At 46.2% G+C, this 24,158-nt stretch carries 18 protein-coding genes and 3 tRNA genes; 11 read left to right on the forward strand and 10 right to left on the reverse strand.

All coding sequences use genetic code 11. The annotated features are described in order from the left end of the window. Positions 1–14: 14 nt before the first annotated feature. Positions 15–1,307 (forward strand): DEAD/DEAH box helicase, encoded by a 1,293-nt coding sequence (locus tag PG915_RS22245; protein WP_418642319.1) that lies wholly within the window; start codon positions 15–17, stop codon positions 1,305–1,307. Positions 1,308–1,335: 28 nt separating this feature from the next. Continuing rightward, the gene (locus PG915_RS22250; RefSeq protein ID WP_353499157.1) at positions 1,336–1,737 is read left to right on the forward strand and encodes a hypothetical protein; all 402 of its coding nucleotides are present in this window, start codon (positions 1,336–1,338) and stop codon (positions 1,735–1,737) included. 94 nt (positions 1,738–1,831) lie between these two features. Here the strand turns inward: PG915_RS22250 and yjeH are convergent, their stop codons facing one another. The 4 genes from yjeH to PG915_RS22270 all read right to left on the reverse strand — a co-directional run bounded on the left by yjeH (position 1,832) and on the right by PG915_RS22270 (position 5,205). After that, positions 1,832–3,070 carry an L-methionine/branched-chain amino acid transporter gene (gene yjeH / locus PG915_RS22255; RefSeq protein WP_353499158.1) on the reverse strand — a complete coding sequence of 413 codons (1,239 nt, stop codon included), beginning with the start codon at positions 3,068–3,070 and terminating at the stop codon, positions 1,832–1,834. 120 nt (positions 3,071–3,190) lie between these two features. Further along, entirely contained in the window at positions 3,191–3,532 is a 342-nt protein-coding gene (locus tag PG915_RS22260) for a c-type cytochrome (RefSeq protein ID WP_353499159.1), read from the reverse strand. Positions 3,533–3,671: 139 nt separating this feature from the next. Beyond that, positions 3,672–4,676 carry a low-specificity L-threonine aldolase gene (gene ltaE / locus PG915_RS22265; protein ID WP_353499160.1) on the reverse strand — a complete coding sequence of 335 codons (1,005 nt, stop codon included), beginning with the start codon at positions 4,674–4,676 and terminating at the stop codon, positions 3,672–3,674. Between the two features lie 10 nt (positions 4,677–4,686). Beyond that, entirely contained in the window at positions 4,687–5,205 is a 519-nt protein-coding gene (locus tag PG915_RS22270; RefSeq protein WP_353499161.1) for an NUDIX hydrolase, read from the reverse strand. 192 nt (positions 5,206–5,397) lie between these two features. Between PG915_RS22270 and viaA (PG915_RS22275) the strand changes: the two genes are divergently transcribed. The 3 genes from viaA (PG915_RS22275) to viaA (PG915_RS22285) all read left to right on the forward strand — a co-directional run bounded on the left by viaA (PG915_RS22275) (position 5,398) and on the right by viaA (PG915_RS22285) (position 10,229). Beyond that, on the forward strand, positions 5,398–6,891 hold the full coding sequence (viaA, locus tag PG915_RS22275; RefSeq protein ID WP_353499162.1) for an ATPase RavA stimulator ViaA: 1,494 nt from the start codon (positions 5,398–5,400) through the stop codon (positions 6,889–6,891). A 172-nt stretch (positions 6,892–7,063) separates the two neighbouring features. After that, a complete protein-coding gene (locus tag PG915_RS22280; RefSeq protein ID WP_353499163.1) occupies positions 7,064–8,725 on the forward strand; it encodes an ATPase RavA domain-containing protein in 1,662 nt (553 codons plus the stop codon). 58 nt (positions 8,726–8,783) lie between these two features. After that, positions 8,784–10,229 carry an ATPase RavA stimulator ViaA gene (viaA, locus tag PG915_RS22285; protein WP_353499164.1) on the forward strand — a complete coding sequence of 482 codons (1,446 nt, stop codon included), beginning with the start codon at positions 8,784–8,786 and terminating at the stop codon, positions 10,227–10,229. An 83-nt stretch (positions 10,230–10,312) separates the two neighbouring features. Here the strand turns inward: viaA (PG915_RS22285) and PG915_RS22290 are convergent, their stop codons facing one another. Together PG915_RS22290 and PG915_RS22295 are read right to left on the reverse strand one after the other, a co-directional pair. Next, positions 10,313–11,524, reverse strand: coding sequence for a NupC/NupG family nucleoside CNT transporter (locus PG915_RS22290; protein ID WP_353499165.1), 1,212 nt, complete (start codon positions 11,522–11,524; stop codon positions 10,313–10,315). Between the two features lie 230 nt (positions 11,525–11,754). After that, entirely contained in the window at positions 11,755–12,693 is a 939-nt protein-coding gene (locus PG915_RS22295) for a LysR family transcriptional regulator (protein WP_353499166.1), read from the reverse strand. Between the two features lie 257 nt (positions 12,694–12,950). Here PG915_RS22295 and PG915_RS22300 point away from each other — a divergent pair. Further along, a tRNA-Cys gene (locus PG915_RS22300) sits at positions 12,951–13,024 on the forward strand. Positions 13,025–13,167: 143 nt separating this feature from the next. Here PG915_RS22300 and PG915_RS22305 read toward each other — a convergent pair. Continuing rightward, positions 13,168–14,619, reverse strand: coding sequence for a cryptochrome/deoxyribodipyrimidine photo-lyase family protein (locus tag PG915_RS22305; protein WP_353499167.1), 1,452 nt, complete (start codon positions 14,617–14,619; stop codon positions 13,168–13,170). A gap of 175 nt (positions 14,620–14,794) precedes the next feature. On the opposite strand from PG915_RS22305, the gene PG915_RS22310 reads away from it, so the two are divergent. The 4 genes from PG915_RS22310 to pulA all read left to right on the forward strand — a co-directional run bounded on the left by PG915_RS22310 (position 14,795) and on the right by pulA (position 19,916). After that, a complete protein-coding gene (locus PG915_RS22310; RefSeq protein ID WP_353499168.1) occupies positions 14,795–15,040 on the forward strand; it encodes a nitrite reductase in 246 nt (81 codons plus the stop codon). Positions 15,041–15,245: 205 nt separating this feature from the next. After that, a tRNA-Leu gene (locus tag PG915_RS22315) sits at positions 15,246–15,332 on the forward strand. Positions 15,333–15,368: 36 nt separating this feature from the next. Further along, positions 15,369–15,442: transfer RNA gene (locus tag PG915_RS22320), tRNA-Cys, on the forward strand. Positions 15,443–15,911: 469 nt separating this feature from the next. Next, positions 15,912–19,916, forward strand: a complete 4,005-nt coding sequence (gene pulA, locus PG915_RS22325; RefSeq protein WP_353499169.1) for a pullulanase-type alpha-1,6-glucosidase — start codon at positions 15,912–15,914, stop codon at positions 19,914–19,916. Between the two features lie 80 nt (positions 19,917–19,996). Here the strand turns inward: pulA and PG915_RS22330 are convergent, their stop codons facing one another. Both PG915_RS22330 and PG915_RS22335 read right to left on the reverse strand, forming a co-directional pair. After that, entirely contained in the window at positions 19,997–20,317 is a 321-nt protein-coding gene (locus PG915_RS22330; protein ID WP_112462795.1) for a heavy metal-binding domain-containing protein, read from the reverse strand. 156 nt (positions 20,318–20,473) lie between these two features. Continuing rightward, a complete protein-coding gene (locus tag PG915_RS22335; RefSeq protein WP_353499170.1) occupies positions 20,474–21,286 on the reverse strand; it encodes a phosphate ABC transporter substrate-binding protein in 813 nt (270 codons plus the stop codon). Between the two features lie 178 nt (positions 21,287–21,464). Here PG915_RS22335 and PG915_RS22340 point away from each other — a divergent pair, with 178 nt between their 5' ends. Then, the gene (locus tag PG915_RS22340; RefSeq protein ID WP_353499171.1) at positions 21,465–21,812 is read left to right on the forward strand and encodes a DUF3024 domain-containing protein; all 348 of its coding nucleotides are present in this window, start codon (positions 21,465–21,467) and stop codon (positions 21,810–21,812) included. 86 nt (positions 21,813–21,898) lie between these two features. On the opposite strand, the gene rnb is transcribed toward PG915_RS22340, so the two are convergent. After that, a complete protein-coding gene (gene rnb / locus PG915_RS22345; protein WP_353499172.1) occupies positions 21,899–23,911 on the reverse strand; it encodes an exoribonuclease II in 2,013 nt (670 codons plus the stop codon). Between the last annotated feature and the right edge of the window lie 247 nt (positions 23,912–24,158).

The following is a 24,158-nucleotide window of genomic DNA, read 5'->3' on the forward strand; positions in this document are numbered from 1 at the left end:
CTGTTGGCGACGTTATGACAGACAAGACTTTACTCGATACTGCCAGTGAGCAGTCCACCTTTGATGACTTTGCATTTAGCGACACGCTGATGCAAAACCTTGCTGATCTAAACTATACCTCGCCGACACCGATTCAGGAAAAAGCTATTCCATTTGTGTTGGACGGCAAAGACATTCTTGCAGGTGCGCAGACAGGTACCGGGAAAACCGCAGCATTTGGTTTGCCACTGATTCAGAAACTGCTGGATGTTCCAAAGCCGAGAGAAGCAGACAGCAAAGTCATTCGCTCCCTTATTCTTACTCCAACACGTGAACTAGCGCAGCAAGTGTTTGATAGCTTAGTTCAATATACACAATCGACCGAGCTTAAAGTCGTTGTGGCTTACGGCGGAACTAGTATCGGTGTGCAAACGAAAAACCTGCGCGGTGGCGCGGATATCTTAGTTGCGACGCCTGGTCGTTTGCTTGACCACCAACATACACGCAACCTAACACTTGCTGAATGTGAATACTTGGTACTGGATGAAGCAGATCGTATGTTGGACATGGGCTTTATGCCTGATTTGAACCGCATCTTGAAGCGTCTGCCAAAACAGCGTCAAAACATGATGTTCTCAGCCACGTTCGAGCAACGCATTAAAGCTCTCGCGCACCGTATTATGGAACAGCCAGTAGAAGTGCAAGTGACGCCTGCTAATTCCACCGCAGATACCGTTAAGCAGATGGTCTATCCTGTAGACAAAAAGCGCAAACACGAGCTACTGGCTTACTTGATTGGTTCACGCAATTGGCAACAAGTTTTGGTCTTTACTAAGACTAAGCAGGGCAGTGATGCCCTGGCGAAAGAGCTGAAACTTGATGGTATTAAAGCGGTATCAATCAATGGAGATAAAAGCCAAGGTGCCCGCCAAAAAGCCCTAGACGATTTTAAATCGGGCGCAGTCCGAGCGTTGATTGCAACCGATGTTGCTGCCCGTGGCCTAGATATCCAGCAGCTTGAGCAAGTCGTAAACTACGACTTGCCGTACAAAGCTGAGGACTACATTCACCGTATTGGCCGTACTGGTCGCGCAGGAAAAGCGGGACTTGCGGTGTCGCTAATGAGCCAAGATGAGCAGTATCTACTGGAAGCCATTGAGCGTTTGCTCGATTCGCGTTTACCTCAAGAGTGGTTAGCGGGATTTGAACCTAGCCCTGAATCTGAAATCGAACCCGATCGCGCACCGCGACGACGTGGACGAGGCGCAGACAAGCGCAAGATGAAAGCTAAACTGAAAATCCATGCGGGGCGCGGTAAGAAGCGCTAAAGAGAGCAACAAAGGCAAACCCTAGGGTTTGTCTTTGTTATTTATGGGCTCGACGCTGGCTAACTGCGACCAGATAGGTGAAATTCTAGAATTACCTGAAGGCGTTGTTCCTGTGGTTGGTTATTCATTGGGTTATCCTGCAGAAAACCCAGAAATCCGTGATCGTCTTCCAATGGATGGCTTAGTGCATCACGAGGTATACCAAGATCAGGACGTTGCCACGATAGAGGCCATATACAAACAGCGTGAGACAGACGGTTGGGCGCGTTATATGTCTTACCCAGATCTTAAGAAGATGATCAAAGAGTCCGATGTTGAGAACCTTGCTCAGGTCTACACAAAACTCAAATACACCCGAGAGTCACATGTGAACTTTTCAAAAAGCGTGTTGGGTTACCTTGAGAAGCAAGGGTTTATGAATCACGGATAACCGAACCAATCAAAAAATCGACATCTACCGTTTTAATTATGTGGCTTGTCATAAAGTCGCATATTTCCCTTCTTTTTTGCCATTTAGAACTCAGTTAAGGCTTTAACTTGCCCAACAACGCCCATAGCAGTGCCAGCATCACAATGGCATACAACATTGCCAGTCCAATAGAAAACAGCACAACGACACATAAAACCAGAGATAGAGCAGCGAGCTTTTGACGCCAACCATTGAGTAATCGAACGGCACTCCACATCGCAAATAGATAAATAACAACAAAGATACCGTTGGCTAGGGTGAGAAAGATATCGATATCAATCCCAGACCAATAGCCAGTTATGCATGAAACAGCGAGAGTGACGCCAACGATAAGCGTTGCAACAGTCGGCACACCATTGACGGAGACGCGCGCGGCGGCGCTTGCAGGGCGATACTCTCGTGCGAGTGACCAAATCATGCGTGACAGACTTTGTGTGTAAAGGTTGATAGTGGCAAAACATGCTAAAAATCCCACGAGACTAATGAGCCATTTCGCTTGAGAACCATAGAGCTGCTCTGCAATAAATGGTACAGAGGTGGTGTTTAGCGCTTGTGTTCCATAGGCATGATGCTCAAGCACCACGACCGAGAACGCATAGTAAACCGCGCCAGCCAATAAGCAGCCGACTAATATGGCGACGGGGTAGTCACGCTCAGGCCGTTTAAATTCCTCTCCCATATGAGCAAAGGCTTCGATTCCGACAAAACACCAAAACATCACCGCGATAGCTTGAGTGATAGGCGCTATTTCGATGGAAGGGGTGGTCGACGGCAGAAACTCTGAGCTATTGATGTCGCTACTGGCTACGAAGCTAACCACCAATAGAATAATACCGATGGCGATAACGGTCTGAAGACGACTGGAGGACTTGCTGCCAGAAAAGTTGACCACCATAAGGAGCGCCACCACAAACAGCTGTGAGGCAACAGGGTGAGATAGGAAACTTGGCAAAAATTGCTGAGCAAAACCGCCTGCAATTGCAATAGCAGCGGGCACACCGACGGGAATAACGCTAATAAACAGCAGTGCGATAGCTTTTTCCAGCCTAGAGCCAAATGCCTGACGGACGAAAAACGAAGCGCCACCAGCATTAGGGTAACGCTTGCCGAGCGATGCAAATGTAATGGCTATCGGACAGATGGCGATAAGCAGCGCACACCATGCCCAGAGAATTTGCTCTCCCGCTATACTGGCAGCGATAGAGGGCACCATAAATAGACCTGTGCCCAACAAAGTCGTAGACATTTGTCCTATGCCGCCAAGCAGCGTAATTTCTTGTTTTAATTGCGACATATCTGAACTTTGATTGTTATTTATTGATGACTGAATGACGCTCATAGCTTATTACTCGCCAATAAAATTAACAACTTATTCATCGCTTATGTCGGACACACGTCGCTCTGCTCTGCGTGGCTATTTTGAAGAGTAGAACGCCGCAACGTCACGCAAATCTTGCTCAGTTAAGTTCTGCAACTGCGCTTTCATTAAGGCTGCCATAGCGCCAGAGCGTTCATCGTCCAAGTAGGCATTCATCGCATTAAACAAATACAAAGGATCTTGCCCATTCAGATTAGGATAGCTAGCTTGGCTTGGAGCACCATTGGGGTTATGGCAAAACACGCAGCTAGGCGCTTTCATCTCGCCGAGCTTGGCATCACCAAACGGAGTAGTGCCAGCTTGGGAGGCGTGTGCATGAACCGTCGAAAGTGACAGAGATAATGTGAGGCCAGTAATGACCTTGAAAAGTGTATTCATAAGGGCTCATAAAAGACTTAACCTAGGCAACAAGATAAACCTTGCCCCGAGGTTAAGCTCAAGCACCTCAGACAGAAATGCGAAGTTGATCAGTATCTTGGCCTAGTATTAAATAATGTTATCACTAACCAAAACTGAGTTAGACCAAAGCTGAAAGCTTCTCTAACAATACATCGATATCTTGGCTGGAAATGTCTTTGTGCGTGACAAAACGAACTGGATTGCTTGGTGAAATCGTAATGTCTTGCTGTGCTAACTCTTTAGCGATCGCATCAATCTCTACGGATTCAGCCAACTTGGCAAACACGATGTTGGTTTGAACAAACTCTGCATTCACACTAAACCCTGGGATGTCATTTAAGCCCTCAGCCAGTTTTTTGGCATTGCTGTGGTCTGTGGCGAGCTGAGCCACTTGTTCGGTTAATGCAAGCTTACCTGCCGCCGCTAAAATACCCGCTTGACGCATGCCACCGCCAACCATTTTACGTAGTCGTCGTGCGCGTTCGATAAATGCTCTAGAGCCAAGTAGTAACGATCCGATTGGTGCGCCAAGTCCTTTGGATAAACAGATGGTCATAGAGTCAAAGTGCTTGGCAATTTCAATCACATCAACGTCCAATGCAACCGCCGCGTTGTAGACACGAGCGCCATCAAGGTGCAGGTTTAGGCCGTGCTCATCAACGAATTTTCTCGCCTCAGCAAGATAAGAAAGGGGCAGTACCTTACCATTGATGGTGTTTTCAAGGCTGAGTAGCTTAGTGCGCGCAAAATGACTGTCGTCGGGCTTAATAGCAGCCTTAAGCTTGCCAAAATCTAGTGTGCCATCTGGGTTATTTTCAATCGGTTGAGGTTGAATTGAGCCAAGCACGGCAGCGCCGCCCGCTTCGTACTTATAGTTATGTGCCTGCTGACCACATAGATATTCGTCACCGCGTTGGCAGTGTGCCATTAACCCAAGAAGGTTTGCTTGAGTGCCCGAGGTAGTAAACATGGCAGCATCAAACCCGTGACGCTCCGCAGCCCAGGCTTCGAGTTCATTTACGGTTGGGTCATCGCCGTACACATCATCGCCGACGGCTGCATTGGCCATCGCGTCGCGCATTGCTTGGGTAGGTTTGGTGACAGTGTCTGAGCGAAAGTCCATTGAATATCTCCTAAATGTATCCGCATAACGAGGCTTTGCTTAAGCACGCTATGGTTTTGGCGTCGGTAATTGTACCGTCGATGATATGTTGTTGTAGTTTTTCTAGTGACATTGTCACAAGCTCGATGACTTCATCGTCGTCACACTGGTATTGATCGCTCGGTGCTAGTTCCTTGGCGATAAACAGATGCTGAATTTCGTCACAAAAGCCGGCCAACGGCGTAACTTGCCCTAGGGAAATCATTATCTTGGCAGCATGGCCTGTTTCTTCAATCAACTCTCTGTGAGCACATTGTGTTGGATCTTCACCTAATTCCATCGTGCCCGCGGGCAGTTCCAGTAGCCACTTTTTTAAAGATGGACGGTATTGATTGAGTAGCAATAGCTCTCCATTCTCGGTCACAGGGAGTATTACTGCAGCCCCTGGGTGCTTGATAGTGGTGTGAGTAATGGTTTGCTGGTTGGGTAGGGTGACTTGCTCCTCAATGAGTGCAATCGACTTCCACTGGTGAAGGGTTTTGTGAGTCATAAAGCTTCCGTGACTTCGATGTTGAACGCCTAATATGAGCATACAAACTATCAAATGTCGATGGGCAAACTGACAGGATTTTTCGGTTTTGGAACAGTATCGAAAATGGAATCTCTGATTGCTCCACTATTTTGATTCAGTAACTTTCTGTATATCAGAGTGTTCGAGCGGTTTTAGTAAAGGTCAGGCGACGTGTTAGGGGCAGACGGGTTAAATTTAGCATTGATGGTGGCAGAATCGGGAATGATCGATTCCGCTGTCCGTGAAATTATGCAGCATACAGAGTTCATGGGGCTTGGCAACGAAGACAGCGTTAAGCAAAGTCTGACTGCCTCTATGGCGAAATGGACACAGAGTGTCAAACGCAAGCTCGTTAAAACCCAGCAAACCGACTCTATTCAAGCTGAGCTGAACCTCTATCAATATGCTGTGTACCTTACTGAGTCTGAATTTGATCAAAACGTTGAAGACATTATCGAAAAGCTCCCGCAAGATTCGCTGTTCCGTGACAAAGCCAATCAGCTTTTGGCCTCCAAGCATACTTACCCTAGTTCTTTGTTCGCCCGTCAGTTCTGCACGCACTGGTATGCGAGTTTAAAAGGTGCGGTGGAAGACAAGCAGCAAGTGACGCTAGAACAGCAGAAATCTCGTTTCTTAAAGCAGCTCTATCAACGTATCGATACCCTGAAAGATATGGAAAACCTCACGCAGTCTGGTGAAAACGCGCAACTTGGGCGTTTGTGGGACTTGGCGGGCGCAGAGCTAACCAAACAAGACTGGAAGTCGATTGAACAGACGGCAGATTACCTTGCGAAACACAGTGAACTCACTTCGATTGCTGATAAATTAGGTCGAATGGCGGAAGAGGTGGATGCGCCAGAGCTCAACCGAGTTGAGAGCCATGATGATGTTGTTGTTCAAGAGAAGTCTGACTTTGCCACTGACGATATCGTTGGCATTCACACCAGCAACGATATCAATAAACTGTTGCCGAACGAAACCATGTACCTAGCCTATCCAGAACTAGAAACGGTGTTCTATCAGCACTTAGTGGAAAAGAGGTTATTAACCTACAAGGCGGAAGGTAAGCAGCGCACTATCCGACAATTGCACGCGCCTACGCAGTCTCATGGAGAAGCGACCAAAGAGAAAGGGCCGATGCTTATAGCGGTTGATGTGTCAGGCTCAATGCAGGGTGCACCTGAGAAATCTGCGAAGGCGATGGCCTACGCTTTGATGAAAATGGCGGCAGAGCAACAGCGTGATTGCCATGTCATTTTATTCTCATCAACCTTCATTACCTATGATTTATCTGGCTCGCAAGGGCTCAAAGAAGCGTGCGATTTTCTATCCTATACCTTCAAGGGGGGGACCGATCTCACTAAAGTGCTCAATTATGCTGTCGACATCATGCAGGGTGAGCAGTATAAGAATGCAGACTTGCTTGTGATCTCCGACTTTATTGCACCTAAACAAGAGCAGGAGACAATTGAGAACATGCTCGTTTTGAAAGGGTGCTACAACCGTTTTCACTCTTTGTGTCTTTCAAAATATGGTAACCCTGAGTTACTGTCATTGTTTGATAGCCAATGGCGTTATCACCCAAGTCTTATGGGTAAAATTGTCAAAAAACCAACCGTGGGTTTTCATCGCGCTAGACAAGCTTTCTCTCATACTTTTGGCTAATATCAACGGCATGACTTGCCGTTGTATTTTTCATAATCTAAATAAAATCAATGCGATAAGAATAAGTTATAAGATTGCGATTAAAAATCTGTCGCCAAAAGATCTTGTAACAAAATGACAACAAATGTATAAAATTACTATGCATTCCAATTTTGTGCACTGAGGTATTGGCATGATTAAGCCCACAGTAGTTTCACACGCTGACAAAGCGTTGCTTTCAGAACGAATTAACAAACTCGCCTCAGCACTTTCTGATGGTGTATATGAGCGTGAAGAGACCATCAAACTCTGTCTATTAGCCGCCTTGGCTGGAGAGAGTGTTTTTCTTTTAGGACCTCCAGGTATTGCAAAAAGCTTGATCGCCAAACGCCTTATCCAAGCCTTTGATAACAGTAGCTACTTTGAATACTTAATGACGCGCTTCTCGACACCAGAAGAAGTTTTTGGTCCGCTGAGTATTCAAGAATTGAAAGATAACGGTCGCTATTTACGACTCACTGAGGGTTATCTACCTACAGCGCAGGTGGTGTTTTTGGATGAGATCTGGAAAGCAGGTCCTGCAATTTTGAATACCCTACTTACCGTAGTGAATGAAAAGACATTCAAAAACGGTAGCGATATTGAAAAAGTACCGATGCGCCTATTGGTATCCGCTTCCAACGAACTGCCAGATGAAGATAGCGGACTCGAGGCGCTTTATGATCGTATGCTGGTGCGCATTTTTGTTAATCGTATCCAGAACAAACAAAATTTCAAATCCATGCTAACCGTTGGTACATTGGAAGAAGCCAAAATTCCGGAAGGCCTCGCTATAACCGACGATGAGTACCATCAGTGGCAGCGAGAGCTCAATGACGTCAAGCTTAGTGACGATGTCTTTGAAAAGCTCTACCAACTCAAAACCATGCTTGAAGCAGCAGCGGAAGAGCATCGCTCAACCTTATCCGAGGCAGATCTCTACGTATCCGACCGACGCTGGAAAAAAGCCGTTAAGCTGCTTAAGGCGAGCGCTTTTTTTAATGGTCGTGATAGCGTAAATCCTCTCGATTTACTCTTGCTCCAAGACTGTCTCTGGAATAGCCCTGAGTCACTAGAGATAGTGCGCACCGTTATTAAAGAATTCGCGCTGAACCACGCCTTTGACCAACAAGAAGTGTTCCAACAAATTGAAGAAGGCAAAGAGCAACTGGCCGACATTCAAGATGAAATTGAAGCCGAGTTTGCAATGCCACTTTCTATGGAAGCTGGTTCTGGACTGCTTCGCAAAGATATCTACCAATATGACATCAGCAACGCAAAGTCCTACAAAGTTGGTGCTGCTACTGATTTGGTGAAGTTGGTGTTACTTCAAAGCAATATGTCGGTGTCAGAAAGTGAGAAAGGTGACAGTCGCTGGGTCTATATCGCCAAAGATGAGCTCAGCCGCGCGATCAAAGAGGGTGGGAGTGAAGTCTATGGCTACGTTAACCAAAATACCCATCTTTGCCGCCTGAGACTTGATATCAACGCCTCCAGTCATTTGGTTATTAAGGACATCGCCAACCGCTCTGTTTTAGCAACCTTGGTCACAACCAATGGTCTTGATGAGGCAATGCTTCAAGAATGGGTGACAAAGTCTGAACAGGTACTGGTTCAAATTAAACACGCTGAGCATCACCTACGCTCGGTGCGTTCTAAGTTTCATGGCGCGTTACCACACGGCTTTATTCAGCCTGATATTCCAACGGAAATGGAAGTCAGTATTCAAAATGTGACACAAACACTCGAGTCGACCAGTGTGGAAGCTGAAAAAGCAGTAGCTCGAATTAAGGGACTAGAAACCTTTTTTGCTTAATGAGGCGTGACAGCGCCATGGTGAGTTTTGAGGGTTAATATATCGAACGGAGGCAGTAATGCTGGGAGCAGATGGGTTAAACCTTGCGTTGATGGTTGCCGAGTCAGGGCTTATTGATTCGGCGGTGAATGATTTAATGGCGCGCTCACAAGTGCTGGCGGTCAGTGAAAATCGCGGAATGCGTAGCTCCGTTAAAAACCATCTGCTCAAATGGCGTGGTTCAGTGAAAAAACGCATGACGCGGGTCTGTGAAACTGAACGCTTTCAGCAAGAGCTTGCCTTGTATCAAGAGGTGATTCATTGGAACGAAGCGACCTTTTTCGAGCGCATTCCTAGCGTTGTCAAAAAGTTAGAATGGCACTCTGCATTTTATCTCCAAGCCAGAAGACTTCTGGACAAAAACAAATCCGTTAATAACCCCATGTTCCCGCGTTACTTCTGTGATCTCTGGTACAAGAGTCTTGCCGAAGCCATCAAACAGGCGGAAGTCTCAGAGCTTGAAGCCAGTAAAGAGAAGTTCTTGGCCGATTTATATCAACGGATGGAAACCATCAAGGATATGGATACGGTCACTCAGCAGGGCGATGAAGCAACTATGGGACGACTGTGGGATATGGCTGCCGCCAAACTGACCAAAACCGACCTAAAAACCATGCACAGTCACGCGGAGTTTCTCAAAAAGAATAGCGCGTTAAAGCAAATCGCAGAACAACTTGGTCGCATGGCGAGTGAGCAAGATGATCCCGAGTTAAATAAAGCTCAGGCTGACAATGTGGAAATGGTCGAGGAGCAAAGTGATGAAGCAACCGATGACATTGTTGGCATCCACGAATCAGACGATCTTAATAAACTGCTCCCAAATGAAACCATGTTCCTCGCCTACCCAGAGCTGGAAGTCGTGTTCTACAAACATTTGGCTGATAAGCGTTTGATGAACTACAAAACGCAAGGTAAGTCGAGAACACTCAAGAAAGTTCGCACCACAGCCCCCGATAACAGTAAGGTCGAACTTGAGAAGGGACCATTTATCGTCTGTATTGACGCATCAGGCTCAATGACCGGTTTCCCAGAGCAGTGCGCCAAGGGTATGGCTTATGCATTAATGCAAATCGCCTTGGCTGAGGGGAGGGAGTGTTACGTTATCTTGTTCTCAACCACCCATATCACTTATGAACTCACTAAACAGGATGGTCTTCGTGAAGCGGCAGATTTTCTCAGCTATTCCTTTCACGGTGGCACCGATCTGGAGCCTGTAATAGAGAAATCCATCGACCTGATGCAATCGGATACTTATAAAAACGCCGATATGGTGGTGATTTCGGATTTCATTGCCCCAGAGCAGTCGCAGGAACTTGTAGACAAAGTCGATGAGCTGAAATCGCGTAAGAACCGCTTTCACGCAATTAACTTGTCAAAATATGGTAACCCGTCACTGATGAGTATGTTTGACCACTGTTGGTCGTATCATCCTACTTTGGTGGGGCGTTTAATGAAGACGTGGTAGAGAGAGTAGTAGTGATAGTAAGGTGATACATCCTTGTATCAAAAAGAACTCATCCGTGCGTTCTTGAGCCTAGGGTTGTTGGTCTAACCGAGAGTAAGGATTACACCAACGATTGCTGCACTCATAAGGTTGGCGAGCACACCAGCTGCGATGGCTCTAAAACCATAGGTTGAGATGAACTTCTTACGTTCAGGTACAAGGCTGCCTAAACCGCCAATTAACATCGCCATGCTAGAGATGTTGGCAAATCCACACAGTGCAAAGGTAACTATGGCTTGCGAGTGTTCCGATAACTGATCTTTCACCGAGATCATCTGAATAAAGGCGACAAACTCATTCACAACAATCTTATTGCCAAGCAGTGAACCTGCCACGATAGCTTCTTCCCAAGGAACACCAATTAACCAAGCAACAGGCGCAAAGAGATAACCTAGGATGATCTCGAAGCTAAGTTCTGCGCCGAACAACAAACCAACTTGTTCAAGCATGCCATTGAGAAGCGCAATCACACCAACAAATGCCAGTAGTGTAACGCCAACGGCGAAGGCAATTTGCGCGCCCGACATAGCGCCGTCGGCAATGGCCTCTACGACGTTGTTTGCCTTTGGAAGGTCGATATTAGAGTCTTGCTCTTGAGTGACCGAGTCTGTGTCCGCTGGTGGCACTAGGATCTTAGCCATAAGTAGGCCTGCCGGCGCTGACATGAACGCGGCAGCGATCAAGTAGTTGAGTTCAACACCAACCGATGCATAGCCAACGAGAGTGCCGCCAGCAACTGATGCTAGACCACAGGTCATCACCGCGAAGAACTGAGAGTCGGTCATTTTACCAAGGTAAGGCTTGACGACGAGTGGCGCTTCAATCATCCCAACGAAGATGTTTGCGGTGGCAGAGAGTGACTCTGCTTTTGCAGTGCCTAGTAACTTGCTAAGTGCGCCGCCAATCCACTGAATAATACGTGGCATGATACCAAGGTGATACAGAGCTGAAATAACCGCAGAGAAAAAGATAATAACGCCTAGCACGTTAATGGCGAAGATAAACCCAGCGCTTCCTGTTGCTAGGTCTCCGAACAGAAACTGAATACCTTGTTGTCCGTAGTCGATGATGCCGCTCACAACTTGTGAGACACCAAAAAGAGCTTGCTTGCCTGCAGGAACGTAAAGTACCAGCACTGCAAAAAGGATCTGTAGTGACAACGCAAGGGAAACGGTTCTTAAAGGAATGTTCTTGCGATTCGTTGAAAGAAGATAAGCAGTGGTGAGAATCACCACCATACCGAGTATAGAAGTCATAATAGGAAGCCTGTATTGAACTAGGTGGCGAAGTGTATTCACTACAAAGTTCGATGCAACACAGGATTGTTACGCTGGTGTAATGGGATTTTTGTGGTGACTATGTATGGTCTTTATAATCAGTGTCTTATGGCAGTTTCTAGGAGTGTCTTTTCCATAGGGAAAAGATACTTGTCTATTTGGTGGTGTACATTTTGAGCTAAAGCTCCGGTTTATGAGCCCATACCCGTTTACAACAAAGAGATATGTTTGTTTAATCGCATGTCCCAAAACGGAGGTTGGCCAATCTTATTCTTAATGAAATCGATGATAACTCTTGTCTTTCTAGGTAAATGTTCACGTTTAGGATAGACAGCGTAAAAGGGCATGACTTGCCCGAGTTTCCAGTCAGGCATCAGTTGTATTAGCTTGCCATTTTGAAACTCATCTTCAAGAAGGTAAGAGGCTAAGTAGCCGATACCCCAACCACTGATAACGGCATCACGAACCGCCTCTGCCAAGTCAACCTTATAGTTGCCTTTGACTGACACGGTTAGCGTTTCATCTTCTTTGTAAAACGACCAATCATTGTAAACACGATCACGGCTTTGATACGTAATGCAGTTGTGATTGAGTAACTCATTCGGCTCGAGTGGTGTTTGATTCTCAATAAGGTACTCCGGCGAAGCGGCTAGGACAAATTGACAATCTGCCATTCGCTGCGCGACATAACCCTCAGGAATTTGCTCAACATTGGTGATCCAAAGGTCGACATTGTCTTTAAGCATGTCGATACGATAATCAACCAATGAGACTTCCACATCCAGTTTGGGATAGGTTCGTTTTAACTCAGCAATCATCGGAATGATATGCATAGTTCCAAATGATTGGGCGAGGGCAATTCGAACCACGCCAGCCACCTCACTGGAAAAGCTCTGTACCTCTGCGTCAACGTGGTTGAGTGCATCAACGATTCTTTCTGCTTGTTTTAGTGCCGCGTGTCCCGCATCGGTGATGGTTATTTGTCGACTAGTCCGCTGGACTAACTGAACGCCGAGCCGAGACTCAAGCTTGTTGAGATGTTTACTCACATAAGAGACGGAACAATCGAGCGCTTGTGCTGCTTTGCTCATGGAGCCGTGGCTATGGATCGCGTGTAGGACGATGAGTTGATTGGCTTTTTCTAACATAAGGTTCTTATTGAGGCGTATGAGGGTTAACTTTAGAATGGTGGGAGTCTTATGATCAAGTTTTCTCGTTGGGAATGTTTTGAAAACTTATTGGACTGTGATTGAGATTTAGCCACTGCAGACGTAATCTTGTCCATCTTGGTCGGAAAGTCAGCGAACAAACATTTTTTTCTAGTTTTTGTTTGACTAATTTTCTCATATCCGTAAAGTATGCCTCGAACACAGCGAGAGAGATTCTCTAACGTGTTGAAAAGAAGGGCGCCTTGGCAGAGTGGCTATGCAGCGGATTGCAAATCCGTGGACCTCGGTTCGACTCCGGGAGGCGCCTCCATTATTTAGAAACCTCGACTTATGTCGGGGTTTCGTCGTTTATGGGTTTTGGAATTTCCATCGACCTCATACCCTTACCGTTATTGCCACAGAAGTTTTCGCTGGCAGCAAGGCAGCGCTAACCTCAAATATTTGTTTAGAAAGCTACTCGGGTCGAACATGCCGAGCAAGAATTCGCTGTGCCTCTAATTTGACGTCTGCCCGCCGTTTAAAGCTCCATAGCCTGTCTCGTGCAGCCTTCCCCGATTCCTCGATATTGATGATGGGTGATAAGTAGGGGCTGGTTTCGTCAAGTTGATACATTTTTGCCTCAAGTGGCGTGAGTTTCCAAGGTTCAAACAGTAATGGCGGAGGTACAGCTGAAAGTTCAGGTATCCATTGATGGATAAAGTGTCCGTTTGGATCGTGTTCGATGGCTTGTTTGGTTGGATTATAGATACGAATGGTATTAGTGCCAGTAACACCAGCTTGCATTTGAAATTGGGGATAGTGTATGCCGGGTTCAAAATCAAGAAACAGGCGTGCAAGATGCTTGACGCCATGCTGCCAATCGATATCAAGGTGGTGGGTTAAAAAGCTCACCAACATTGCTCTCATGCGAAAGTTAATGTAGCCGCTAGCCCGCAAACAACGCATACAGGCATCAACGAGCGGGTACCCGGTGTAGCCCGTCTTCCATGCCTTCAACTTATTTGCGTCATTCGAATAAGGTAGGTTCAGATATGCTCTATTTACCGGTCGAAACTCCATGTCAGCTTCAGATTCAAATTTTTGGATGAAGTGACAGTGCCAATGAAGACGAGATGAGAGTGCCGCTAAACTTCGCCTAAAGCCTGTCACGTTCCAGTGTGCTAATAGCGCTTGATAGACCTCGCGTAGAGAGATATTGCCCCAAGCAAGATAGGGTGACAAACGGGTGCATGCACTGCGGCTTTCAAGTGGTTTTGATATTTGAAAATAGTACTGCCTACCCCGCTCTTGAAAGAAGCTCTCTAAGGTTTGCCAAGCAAGTGTTGAACCGCCGGTTTGAATGCCTTTCATCTTTGTTCGCCACGAAGCAGGTATTTCATCGTAGTTTTGGAACACGTCTTTTGTCTCAACAAAACAGCCCATGCTGAGATCGGTATCAACGATGGGGCCACGCATTATCTTGCTCCAGTGTTTATCCCATTCGTGTCGATCACTTGCGCCACGTATGACTGCGCCAATAGGGCTTTCATGCCAAGTGATATTTTGTTGGAGAAACCAGTGTGTGAGTTGTCGATCCCGCTGGAAGGTGATTTTTAAACCGATCTCTTGATGGGAATAGACGCTATGTATTCCAAACGCCTGATGAATGTCGTGAAAAACATCCTGCGCAGACATCGACAGAATCGCTAGTCGAGTGTCGAATGCAGATAGTGTTTGATTTATATCTGTGAGCGACTGCCATACAAAGCGCCAGTGACGTTCATCATAGTGCGCATCGGCTAGTAGTTCAGGTTCGAAGAGGTAGAGCAAGAGAGTCGGTCGACCACTGGTGAGAGCAGCATGCAGCGGTGAATGATCTGTTAGTCTCAGATCACGCTTAAACCAAACTACATTTATGTTTCCCATAACCTCTCCTTCTGTACTTTCAGTGGTACGCAGGTGCCAGGATTTAGTTCAATGATATGCAAAGAGTGGGTGTTGAGACTCGGCACACGTTAGTGGCGTTTAAAAGTGTGCATTTATTGCAATTCATAGTGTGGCTACTTAGTCTTGATTGGATAAGTTATGCATGGAGGTGATTATGACGGATGTTCTTGTGGTACTGATTATTTTTGGCGCTATTTTTGGACGGGGCATGATCCGAGCTTTTGCTGCGCATAGAGAAAAGATCCGTATTATCGAGTTAGACAATGCGAGTTCGCAGGCAGAGCGAGCAACTAGTGAGCTATTGGAGAAAGTAGAGCGGCTATCAGGGCGAGTAGAGGTACTGGAAAAGATCGTCACAGATGAAAAATATCAACTTGATCGCAAGATTGCCAACCTGTAGTTTGCTGTATTTATCGGCGAATTGTTCGTGCTTCATACCGCAGAGTTCGCTATTTAATCACTTGATTCATAAAGTGAAAAATACCTGTTGACGCAAAATCTCAATCCGTTAAAGTACACCTCGTTCTCACGGGGAAGCCCAAGAGAAACAAGAGTTAAAAGATGGTGTTTACTTAGACTAAACGGCATCACAAAGAAATTTGTGTGCCCTGGTGGTGGAATTGGTAGACACAAGGGATTTAAAATCCCTCGACGTTCGCGTTGTGCCGGTTCAAGTCCGGCCCGGGGCACCATCTATCATTTGCTATTCAATTAGCACACAATTTAAAGGCGCCTTGGCAGAGTGGCTATGCAGCGGATTGCAAATCCGTGGACCTCGGTTCGACTCCGGGAGGCGCCTCCACTTTTCAGAAAGCCCCGACTTTGGTCGGGGCTTTCGTCGTTTCAACACCTTAAAGCCCCTCGCATAGCCGAATCTTGGCAGTGAAAATGAGTATACCTTGCTAATAAAGTGCTTAATGTTAACAAGAGAGCCAATCGATAAGGCTATTAATTTGCATACAAAAATAAGTATTGCAATATAAGTGATGCTGCTCTCTCATTGCAGGCTGAATTCTACGCCTTTTGTTCTCCACCCCCTTAACTACGCCTGAGACTGGTTGGGCAGAATGTTGTGCGCTTGGTTGCGTTTTGTTGGCTTTTTTTTGCACTATGTGTGAAATGACTCCAACGAGATGGTTATTTTATCCATTTCAATAACTTTAATTACATTTTTCACAGTTTGTATATGGCCGCTTTTCTTACGATAGAGGCAGATGAAGTCTTTGACGTGTAAGACGACTCTTTTCCCTCTATAACAAAAGGTTTAGAAAGTGGACAATAAAAAACTAAACATGACAGTGGTTGCAAAAACCCTAATTCCGTTGCTCTCAGCAGCGGTTTTAGCAGGTTGTAACTCAAGTAGCGATTCAGGCACGGATGCGGGCGGTAATACTGGCAATATCGAAGGTCTATACAACCCAGCTGAAAATGAGGTCGTTATCTATTACAAGCGCGATGTTGCAGCGCAATCGGGTGCCTCCTACGAGGGGTGGGGGTTGCACCTTTGGAATGGTGATGGTTGTAATAGTACTGATCTCGAAGCTATGGGAATTTCAGGTGAGACAGCGTGGACAGATCCGCATCCATACACAGGTGTGAGCGACACCTATGGTGCTTATTATGTCTTAAAGGTCGATCCCGATGCTGCAGATCCACATGAGTGTATGAACTTCATTCTACATAAAGGTGATGATAAAGCGTTTGGTGGTAACAACCTGAAAGTTGAACTTCGCAATCTTCAAAGTAGCGAAAGCAAAGGTCTTTTTGGTTTCCACGGTAGTAGCAAACTTTACTACGCTCCAATAGAAGAGCGTCCAGTGGTAATTGATGGGCGTGCTGCACACTGGATTGATTCAGACACGATAGCTTGGGAAGCGGCGGGAAGTGCTAGTAAACTTGCTCTTTACCACAGCAGCACGGGCGGCATCGAACTTGATGAAGATAAAAACATCACTGGTGGCGAAAAGCTAGAACTTTCCATCGGCGGTGATCTTAGTGATGATCAGAAGAAACGTTTCAAACATCTTGAAAGCTTAAAAACGGCTACGAATAACTTTACAGCGGAAGAGATCCACGACTTACTCAAAGGCCAAGTGGTTATTGTTGCATACAACAGCAATGATGAAATCATGGCGGCTACAGAAATTCAATCGGCGGGTGCACTGGACGCGATCTATGCTTCAGAAGAAGCGGGTGATGCGATGTCAGAAGTGCTCGGTGCAGTTGTGGAAAGCGGTTCAGCTACATTCAAACTTTGGGCGCCGACTGCACAAAAAGTCGCGCTTGAAATCTATGACGAAGACAAGAAGCTTGAGCAAACGATCGACATGGACGAAAACACAGACAACGGTGTTTGGTCGAGCGATCCGGTCTCTGGTGCTGAAGGCAAATTCTATCGCTATCACGTAACGGTTTACCATCCAACAACGGGCAAGGTAGAAGAGCGTCTCGTCACCGACCCATATTCACTAAGCGTGTCAGCCAATTCTCGTTACTCACATGTTGTGGACCTTAGTGATCCTGCTCTAGCGCCAGCAAACTGGGGTGGTGAGTTTGAAAGCCCAACAAAGAATGACATCGACCACGTATTGTACGAGTCCCACATCCGTGACTTCAGCTTTAGTGATGCAAATGGTACGACCGCAAACAACGGTAAATACCTAGCGTTCACAGAAGCAGAACGTGAGTCAGTGAAACACCTACAAGCACTTAAAGATGCCGGTATGACAACGCTACACGTACTTCCTGCGTTTGACATTGCAACGGTTGATGAAGTTAATCGAGTTGATATTACTGACACGGTTGGCGATCTCTGTGAGGCTAAATCAGACGCAGCAATTTGTGCCACTGGCAATATGGGTGATACCATCGAGTCTGTTCTAGAAGATTACGATACCTCAACGGGTGATGCTCAAGCTCTGATGAATGATCTTCGCATGCTTGATAGCTTCAACTGGGGGTACGACCCGTTCCACTACACAGTGCCAGAAGGCAGCTACGCAAGTGATGCTGACGGCTCGGCTCGTATTAAAGAGTTCCGTGAAATGGTTCAGGCGACTCATGATATGGGGCTGAAATTTGTAATGGACGTTGTGTATAACCATACCAATGCGTCTGGTGTGAACGACAAGTCAGTACTAGATAAGATCGTCCCTGGATACTACCACCGTTTAAACATCAACACCGGTGACGTTGAAATGTCGACGTGCTGTGATAACACAGCAACTGAAAACCTCATGATGGGTAAGTTGATGGTCGACTCGCTGAAAGTGTGGGCTGAGGATTATAACGTTGATGGCTTCCGCTTTGATCTAATGGGTCACCAACCAAAAGCGTTGATGGTAGAAGCACTTGAGGCGGTTAAAGCGATTGACGAAGACACCATCTTCTACGGTGAAGGTTGGGACTTTGGTGAAGTCGCTCAACACGCTCGTTTTGAACAAGCAACACAGATTGCGATGGCCGGCACAGGCATCGGTACCTTCTCAGATCGTCTGCGTGATGCCGTTCGTGGTGGTAGCCCGTTTGATGGTGGTGAAGATCAAGATGGTCGTCGCTCGCTTAAGTATAACCAAGGCTTTGGTAATGCGGCTTACATGAACGATGAGGTTGAAGACACTGCCGCAACAACTAAGGCGATGCTACATAACCAAGACCTAGTACGTTTGGGTATGGCAGGTAACCTAGCAACTTACGTTCTTCTTGATTCAGAAGGCAACACAACTCTGGGCAAAAACGTAGATTACAATGGTGCGCCAGCAGGTTACACAGAGCAACCGTCAGAAAACATTTCTTATGTGTCTAAGCACGATAACCAAACGCTTTGGGATAACAATGCCTATAAGATTGCGTCAGGTACATCGTCTGCAGAGCGCGCTCGTATGCAAACGGTATCTCTGTCTACTGTGATGATGGGGCAAGGTATACCATTTATCCATATGGGCTCAGAGCTACTTCGTTCTAAGTCAATGCAACGTGACTCTTACGATTCTGGTGACTGGTATAACCGCGTTCGCTTTGACGGTTCAGACAACAACTGGAACGTTGGTCTACCTCGTGAAGACAAAGACGGCGCAAACTGGAAGCTGATTAAAGAGATCATTGCAGACTCAACGGCTAAGCCAGATGCGGACGATATCGAGCTGTCTAAGCAGCAGTTCCTTGAGTTACTTAAAATCCGTAACAGTAGTGACCTATTCCGCCTAACGACAGCAGCAGATGTTAAAAACCGTGTTGACTTCCGCAATGTTGGCGAAGATCAGGTTCAAGGTCTAATTGTGATGTCGATTGACAATGGTACGAAAGCAGGTAGTGACAATCTTGATAAAGAAATTGATGCGATTGTTGTCGTTGCTAACTCAACATCAGAGCAACAAGACTTTACTATCGATGGGACTGAAGGCTTCGTTCTGCATGATGTACAACAGAACTCAGCAGATATCATTGTGCAAGATGCAACATTTGCAAATAGCACATTTTCTGTCCCTGCGCTAACTACAGCTGTGTTCGTGCTACCACGAGATGGTGCTCGAGGAGAAGGTCTTCCGGTTGATCTTTCAAACAAAGATGTGTCAAATCTTCCACCGTATGGCGAGACGAATGTTTACGTCCGTGGTGGTATGAACGGCTGGGGAGCGAGTGAGGACTGGAAGCTGCAGTTTATTGCCAATGGTATGTACACGCTGACAGCGCCACTTGAGGCTGGTGATTATGAGTTCAAGTTTGGAGATGCTAACTGGGGTGATGTAAACATCCCTTGTGATTGGGCTGATCAAGCTAACGACTCAATCGACCTTGGTACAGAGGGCAACTGTAAGCTGTCTGTTGAGACTGCGGGCAAATATACGTTCACTGTCGATGCGTCGTACATGCAAAACGATACAGCGGATAAACCTGTTGTGTCAGTTGTTGCAGCACCAGATGCGCCAACTTGGGGTGATACCGCACTCTACCTACGTGGTGATGTGACTGACTCTGGCTGGGCGGCGATTGATTCGGCGAAGTTTACTTACGTAGCTAACGATGTTTATGCGCTTGAAGTATCTCTAAGTGCAGGTAACTTCAATATGAAAGTCGCCGATTCTGGTTGGTCAGATGCAACCATCTTCGCGCCAGAAGCGGAAGGTGTTTCTGTTGAGTTCGGTACTCCACTAGCGCTTGGCGTTGGTCCTGCTACTAAGAACTTAGGCATCGCTATCCCGAGTGCTGGTGACTATCGCTTTGAAGTTAACTTTGCAGACAAGAGTGCGCCAGTACTTACTGTTACGCAGCAATAACTTGATGTCATCGTAAAAACAAAGGCAGCGGTAATTCGCTGCCTTTTTTTCATCACTAAAATAGAGAAAATAAAGAAAGGTTAGTCGACAACGACCGCAGTACCACTCGCCGATACCATTAACATTCCATTTCCAGTCCCCAAGACTTCGTAGTCTAAATCCACGCCAACAACCGCATTCGCTCCAATATCACTGGCTTTTTGTTCGAGTTCTTTTAAAGCAATTTCACGTGCTCGTTGAAGCTCACGTTCGTAAGTACCAGAGCGGCCACCCACAATGTCACGAAGTCCTGCAAACATGTCTTTAAACACATTTGCTCCAAGGATCGCTTCGCCAGCGATGACACCTTTGTAGCTGACAATTCTTTTTCCCTCAACCGTTTGAGTCGTTGTTACTATCATTGAATGCTCCTGTGTGAGGATGTTTAAACAAGTAGTTACACCTTAGCAGCAGTTCGAGCATACCGAAAAGCGCTATCAATGAAATCAAAGGTTTTGTCACAATCTGAAAAACAGAAAAGGGGAGCAGTGCTCCCCTTGAGTAGATAATTAAATCAATTACTTAACTGGTGTATAACCATACTCTTCAATCAATAACTGTCCTTCTTTTGAAAGAACATACTTAATGAACTTGTCTGCATTGTCATCGATGTCGTCTTTTTTGTGAAGCAGTAAGAATGGGCGAGCCAATTGGTACTTGCCGTCTGAAATGTTCTTGGTGTTAGCCTCTACTCCTTCAAAGGTAATCGCTTTTATTGAGCGATCTACTGAACCTTCAGAGATAAAACCAATCGCGTGTGGATTGTGGTTTACGATGGTTTTCACCATGCTGTTGCTATTGACGACAAGGTTAGTTGGATTGATGTCTGAAACAGTTCTGTCGTTAATCACACGTGTCAGGCCAAGTAAGCTTTCGAAACTTGCTCGGGTGCCCGAAGATGCTTCACGAGTGACCACAGCGATTTTTTGGTCAGGTCCGCCAATTTGCTTCCAGTTGGTTATTTCGCCTTTGTAGATGTCATACAGTTGCTCACGGCTAACGTTTTGCACCGGGTTAGCCAAGTTTACAACCACCGCTAAGCCATCATAAGCAATTGGGAATACCTCTAGCGACTCGCTGTTTTCTTGCACGGTTAGGAAGCGGCTGCTCATGCCGATATCGGTAGCGCCTTTTTCTAACAAAGTGATGCCCGCGGTAGAGCCAATCCCTTGTACTGCAACGAATGTATCTGAGTTTTGGTTGTTGTATTGCTCTGCTAATACATCCATCACACGAGCGACAGAGGTCGAACCGGATACGTTGACTTCTTCTGCTTGAACATGAGCAAAACTGGCAATAGAGAGTAGGGTGGCTAGGGCAATGCGAAGCATAGTTAACTCCAAATAAAGTAAGAATTTTCCACATCTTATTTCGTTAGTGTGACACTTTTGTGAATTAGCATTGTCTGCTTTGGCGTGAGTTCTCAATTGCATCTAATTGGTGTATGCAACGCTAACAAACTCGTCAAAAAGCAGTTATATTAAAGGTATCTATCGAGAGGAAGGGTGTATGACGTTAATTCAAATGTCGCAGTGCCGCCTAGAGCGGTGCGCAGAAATTGTTTGTAGTAACCGAAACCGCAGTATGCCCGTGGAGCTCGGTAAGTCCCTGTTTGAGATGCTTGAACATGGCGTGCTGTTTTCTAAAGCGCACTACTTACTCGACTCAAAATCTTCCAGCTATACCAGTGCGGTAGCTAAAGTTGAACTTGATGCCAATGATAATAAATGGTTGGTTTATGTGCCCGATGAGCAAGATGGTGAAGCGTGGATACCTTATCCGTTTCTTGGTAAGAGCTCTGATTTAACCGCAGTAATGCGTGAGATTGAGAAAGATCCGAAAGCTTACTTTTGGTGATAAGGCGATGACAACTAGCCGAACCGGCATAAAAAATGGGAGCGTTTGGCTCCCATTTTTACTTTATAGTTCTTGCGCTTAAGAAGCTACTTTTGCGCTTCTTCCGCGTCAGATTTTGCTTCGACAGGTGTTTCAGCAAACACTTCAACAGGTTTAGCAACAAGGCTACGCGTTTCTTGGTTAACGTCTGACAATACCACTTTCAGTGTGTCACCCAGGCGGTACACAACTTCTTTGTCGATAGCGACTGTGCCCGTTTCGTTATTGCTTTCGATGCGCTCTTTATTTGCAACGATAAGCGGATTTGGAATAAACACACCAGCGCCGTTTTCTAGAAGGCGAGCACGCATACCTGCACGGTTAATATCGAAGATTTCCGCAGTAAACTCGGTGCCTGCTTTTGGATCATTCTCTAGCGTACGAGCATACAACCAATCACCAACGGTACGTTCTGCAATCTTGTGATGCTTGCGGTGGATAGCCAGTTCTTCGCCCAGTTCGTCATCTGGTTTTTGTACTGGTTCATTGCCAAGGATAAGTGCTTTTAGAAGACGGTGGTTGACCATGTCGCCGTACTTACGAATAGGTGATGTCCACGTTGCGTAAACGTCTAGACCCATTGCGAAGTGAGCATCAGGCTGATTGCTGATTTCGCTGTATGCTTGGTACTTGCGAATGCGGTTATCTAGGTAGCTAGACTCAAGTGCACCTAAGTCACGACGCAGCGCCGCGAAACCTTCTAGTGTCGAGAGAGATTCTGCTGTGTAAGTTGCTTCTTCTTTATCTTGGTTTACTAGATCAACCACATCTTTAAGCTTGTCTGCTTTGAAGCCAAGGTGAGTATTAAATACCCCGTAACCAAATGCTTTGCTTAGAGCACGGCCGGCACAGATGTTGGCGGTGATCATCGACTCTTCAACCAAACGATTAGCAGTGCGGCGCATGTCAGCGTGGATAGCAACGACGTCGTTATCTTCGCTAAGCTCAAAGCGATAATCTGGATGATCTGGGAATACAACCGCGTGTGTTTCGCGCCAAGTCGCACGTGCTTGTGCAAATTCGCTTAGCTCGCGTACAACGTTAGCAATCTCGTCAGAAGGCTGCCATTTGTCACTGCTGCTAGTTTCTAGCCAATCAGACACATGGTCATAAGCAAGGCGTGCATGTGATTTAATGTTGGCTGCGAAGAAGCGAATGTCATCGCCAATTACGCCGTCAGCGTCTACGGTGACTTGGCAGCAAATCGCAGGGCGAACTTCGTTTTCAATCAGTGAACACAGATCGTCGGCCAAATCACGTGGCAACATTGGGATGTTGCGACCCGGAAGATAGATAGTAAAGCCACGCTCGCGCGCTACTTTATCCATATTATCTTCTGGTGTGATGTAAGCCGTTGGGTCGGCGATAGCGATGGTCAGTTCAAACTGGCCGTTATCGTTTTTCTTAACGTAGAGTGCGTCGTCCATGTCTTTGGTCGACTCACCATCGATAGTGACAAACGGCATCTCAGTGAGATCAACGCGCTCAAGTGCTTCGTCATCTTTAATGTCCCACTGTTCAAGACCTTCTGGCTCGGTATTCGGCAGATCATTTTGAGCCAGTGTTACCCACCATGGTGCGATCTTGTCGTCGGCGTCTGTGATTTTTTCTGTGATTTCTGCAAAGAAGCCGTTGTCACCTTTGAGAGGGTGTCGAATCAATTGAGCAACAACCCAGTCACCTTCTTTTAAATCATCAGACTTAAGGCCTTTGATCGTTTTCGCCTTTAGCGTCAGCTTTTTAAGCTGTGGATGATCTGGAGTAACGTTCAGTTTGCCTTTAAATAGCTTAACGCGGCCAATAAAGCGCGTGACTGCTTGTTCAACTAGCTCTTGAGGCTCTGCCACTTCACGCTCTTTTTCCGTACGAATAATCGCAACGACTTTGTCACCGTGCATACATTTCTTCATGTATGGAGGTGGGATAAAGAAGCTGTTCTTTGCGTCGACTTCGAGGAAACCAAAGCCTTTTTCAGTCGCTTTGATAGTACCTTCTTTTTTCGGAAGGTTTTCTTGAATTTGCTGCTTAAGTTGAGCGAGTAACGGATTGTCTTGGAACATGTGGTGTCTGTAAACCTTTGCTTAAGAGAAGCGAATATTGCGCTGGATTCTATCATTGGAAAGGAATGGCGTCACATACAAGTTGCCGTAAATCCGTGATCAAATAGAAAGGACAATAGTGAGCTGAGATGAGCTTAAACCCTGATGCGCTTAGTTTTTAGATTATAAATGTGTCAATTTGACTACGGTTTATACAGATTTTTGCCAAAGAGGAGAAAATTGTGATGTATTTCAATTTTTTCTGGCT

Source organism: Vibrio sp. CB1-14, assembly GCF_040412085.2.
GTDB lineage: Bacteria > Pseudomonadota > Gammaproteobacteria > Enterobacterales > Vibrionaceae > Vibrio > Vibrio chaetopteri.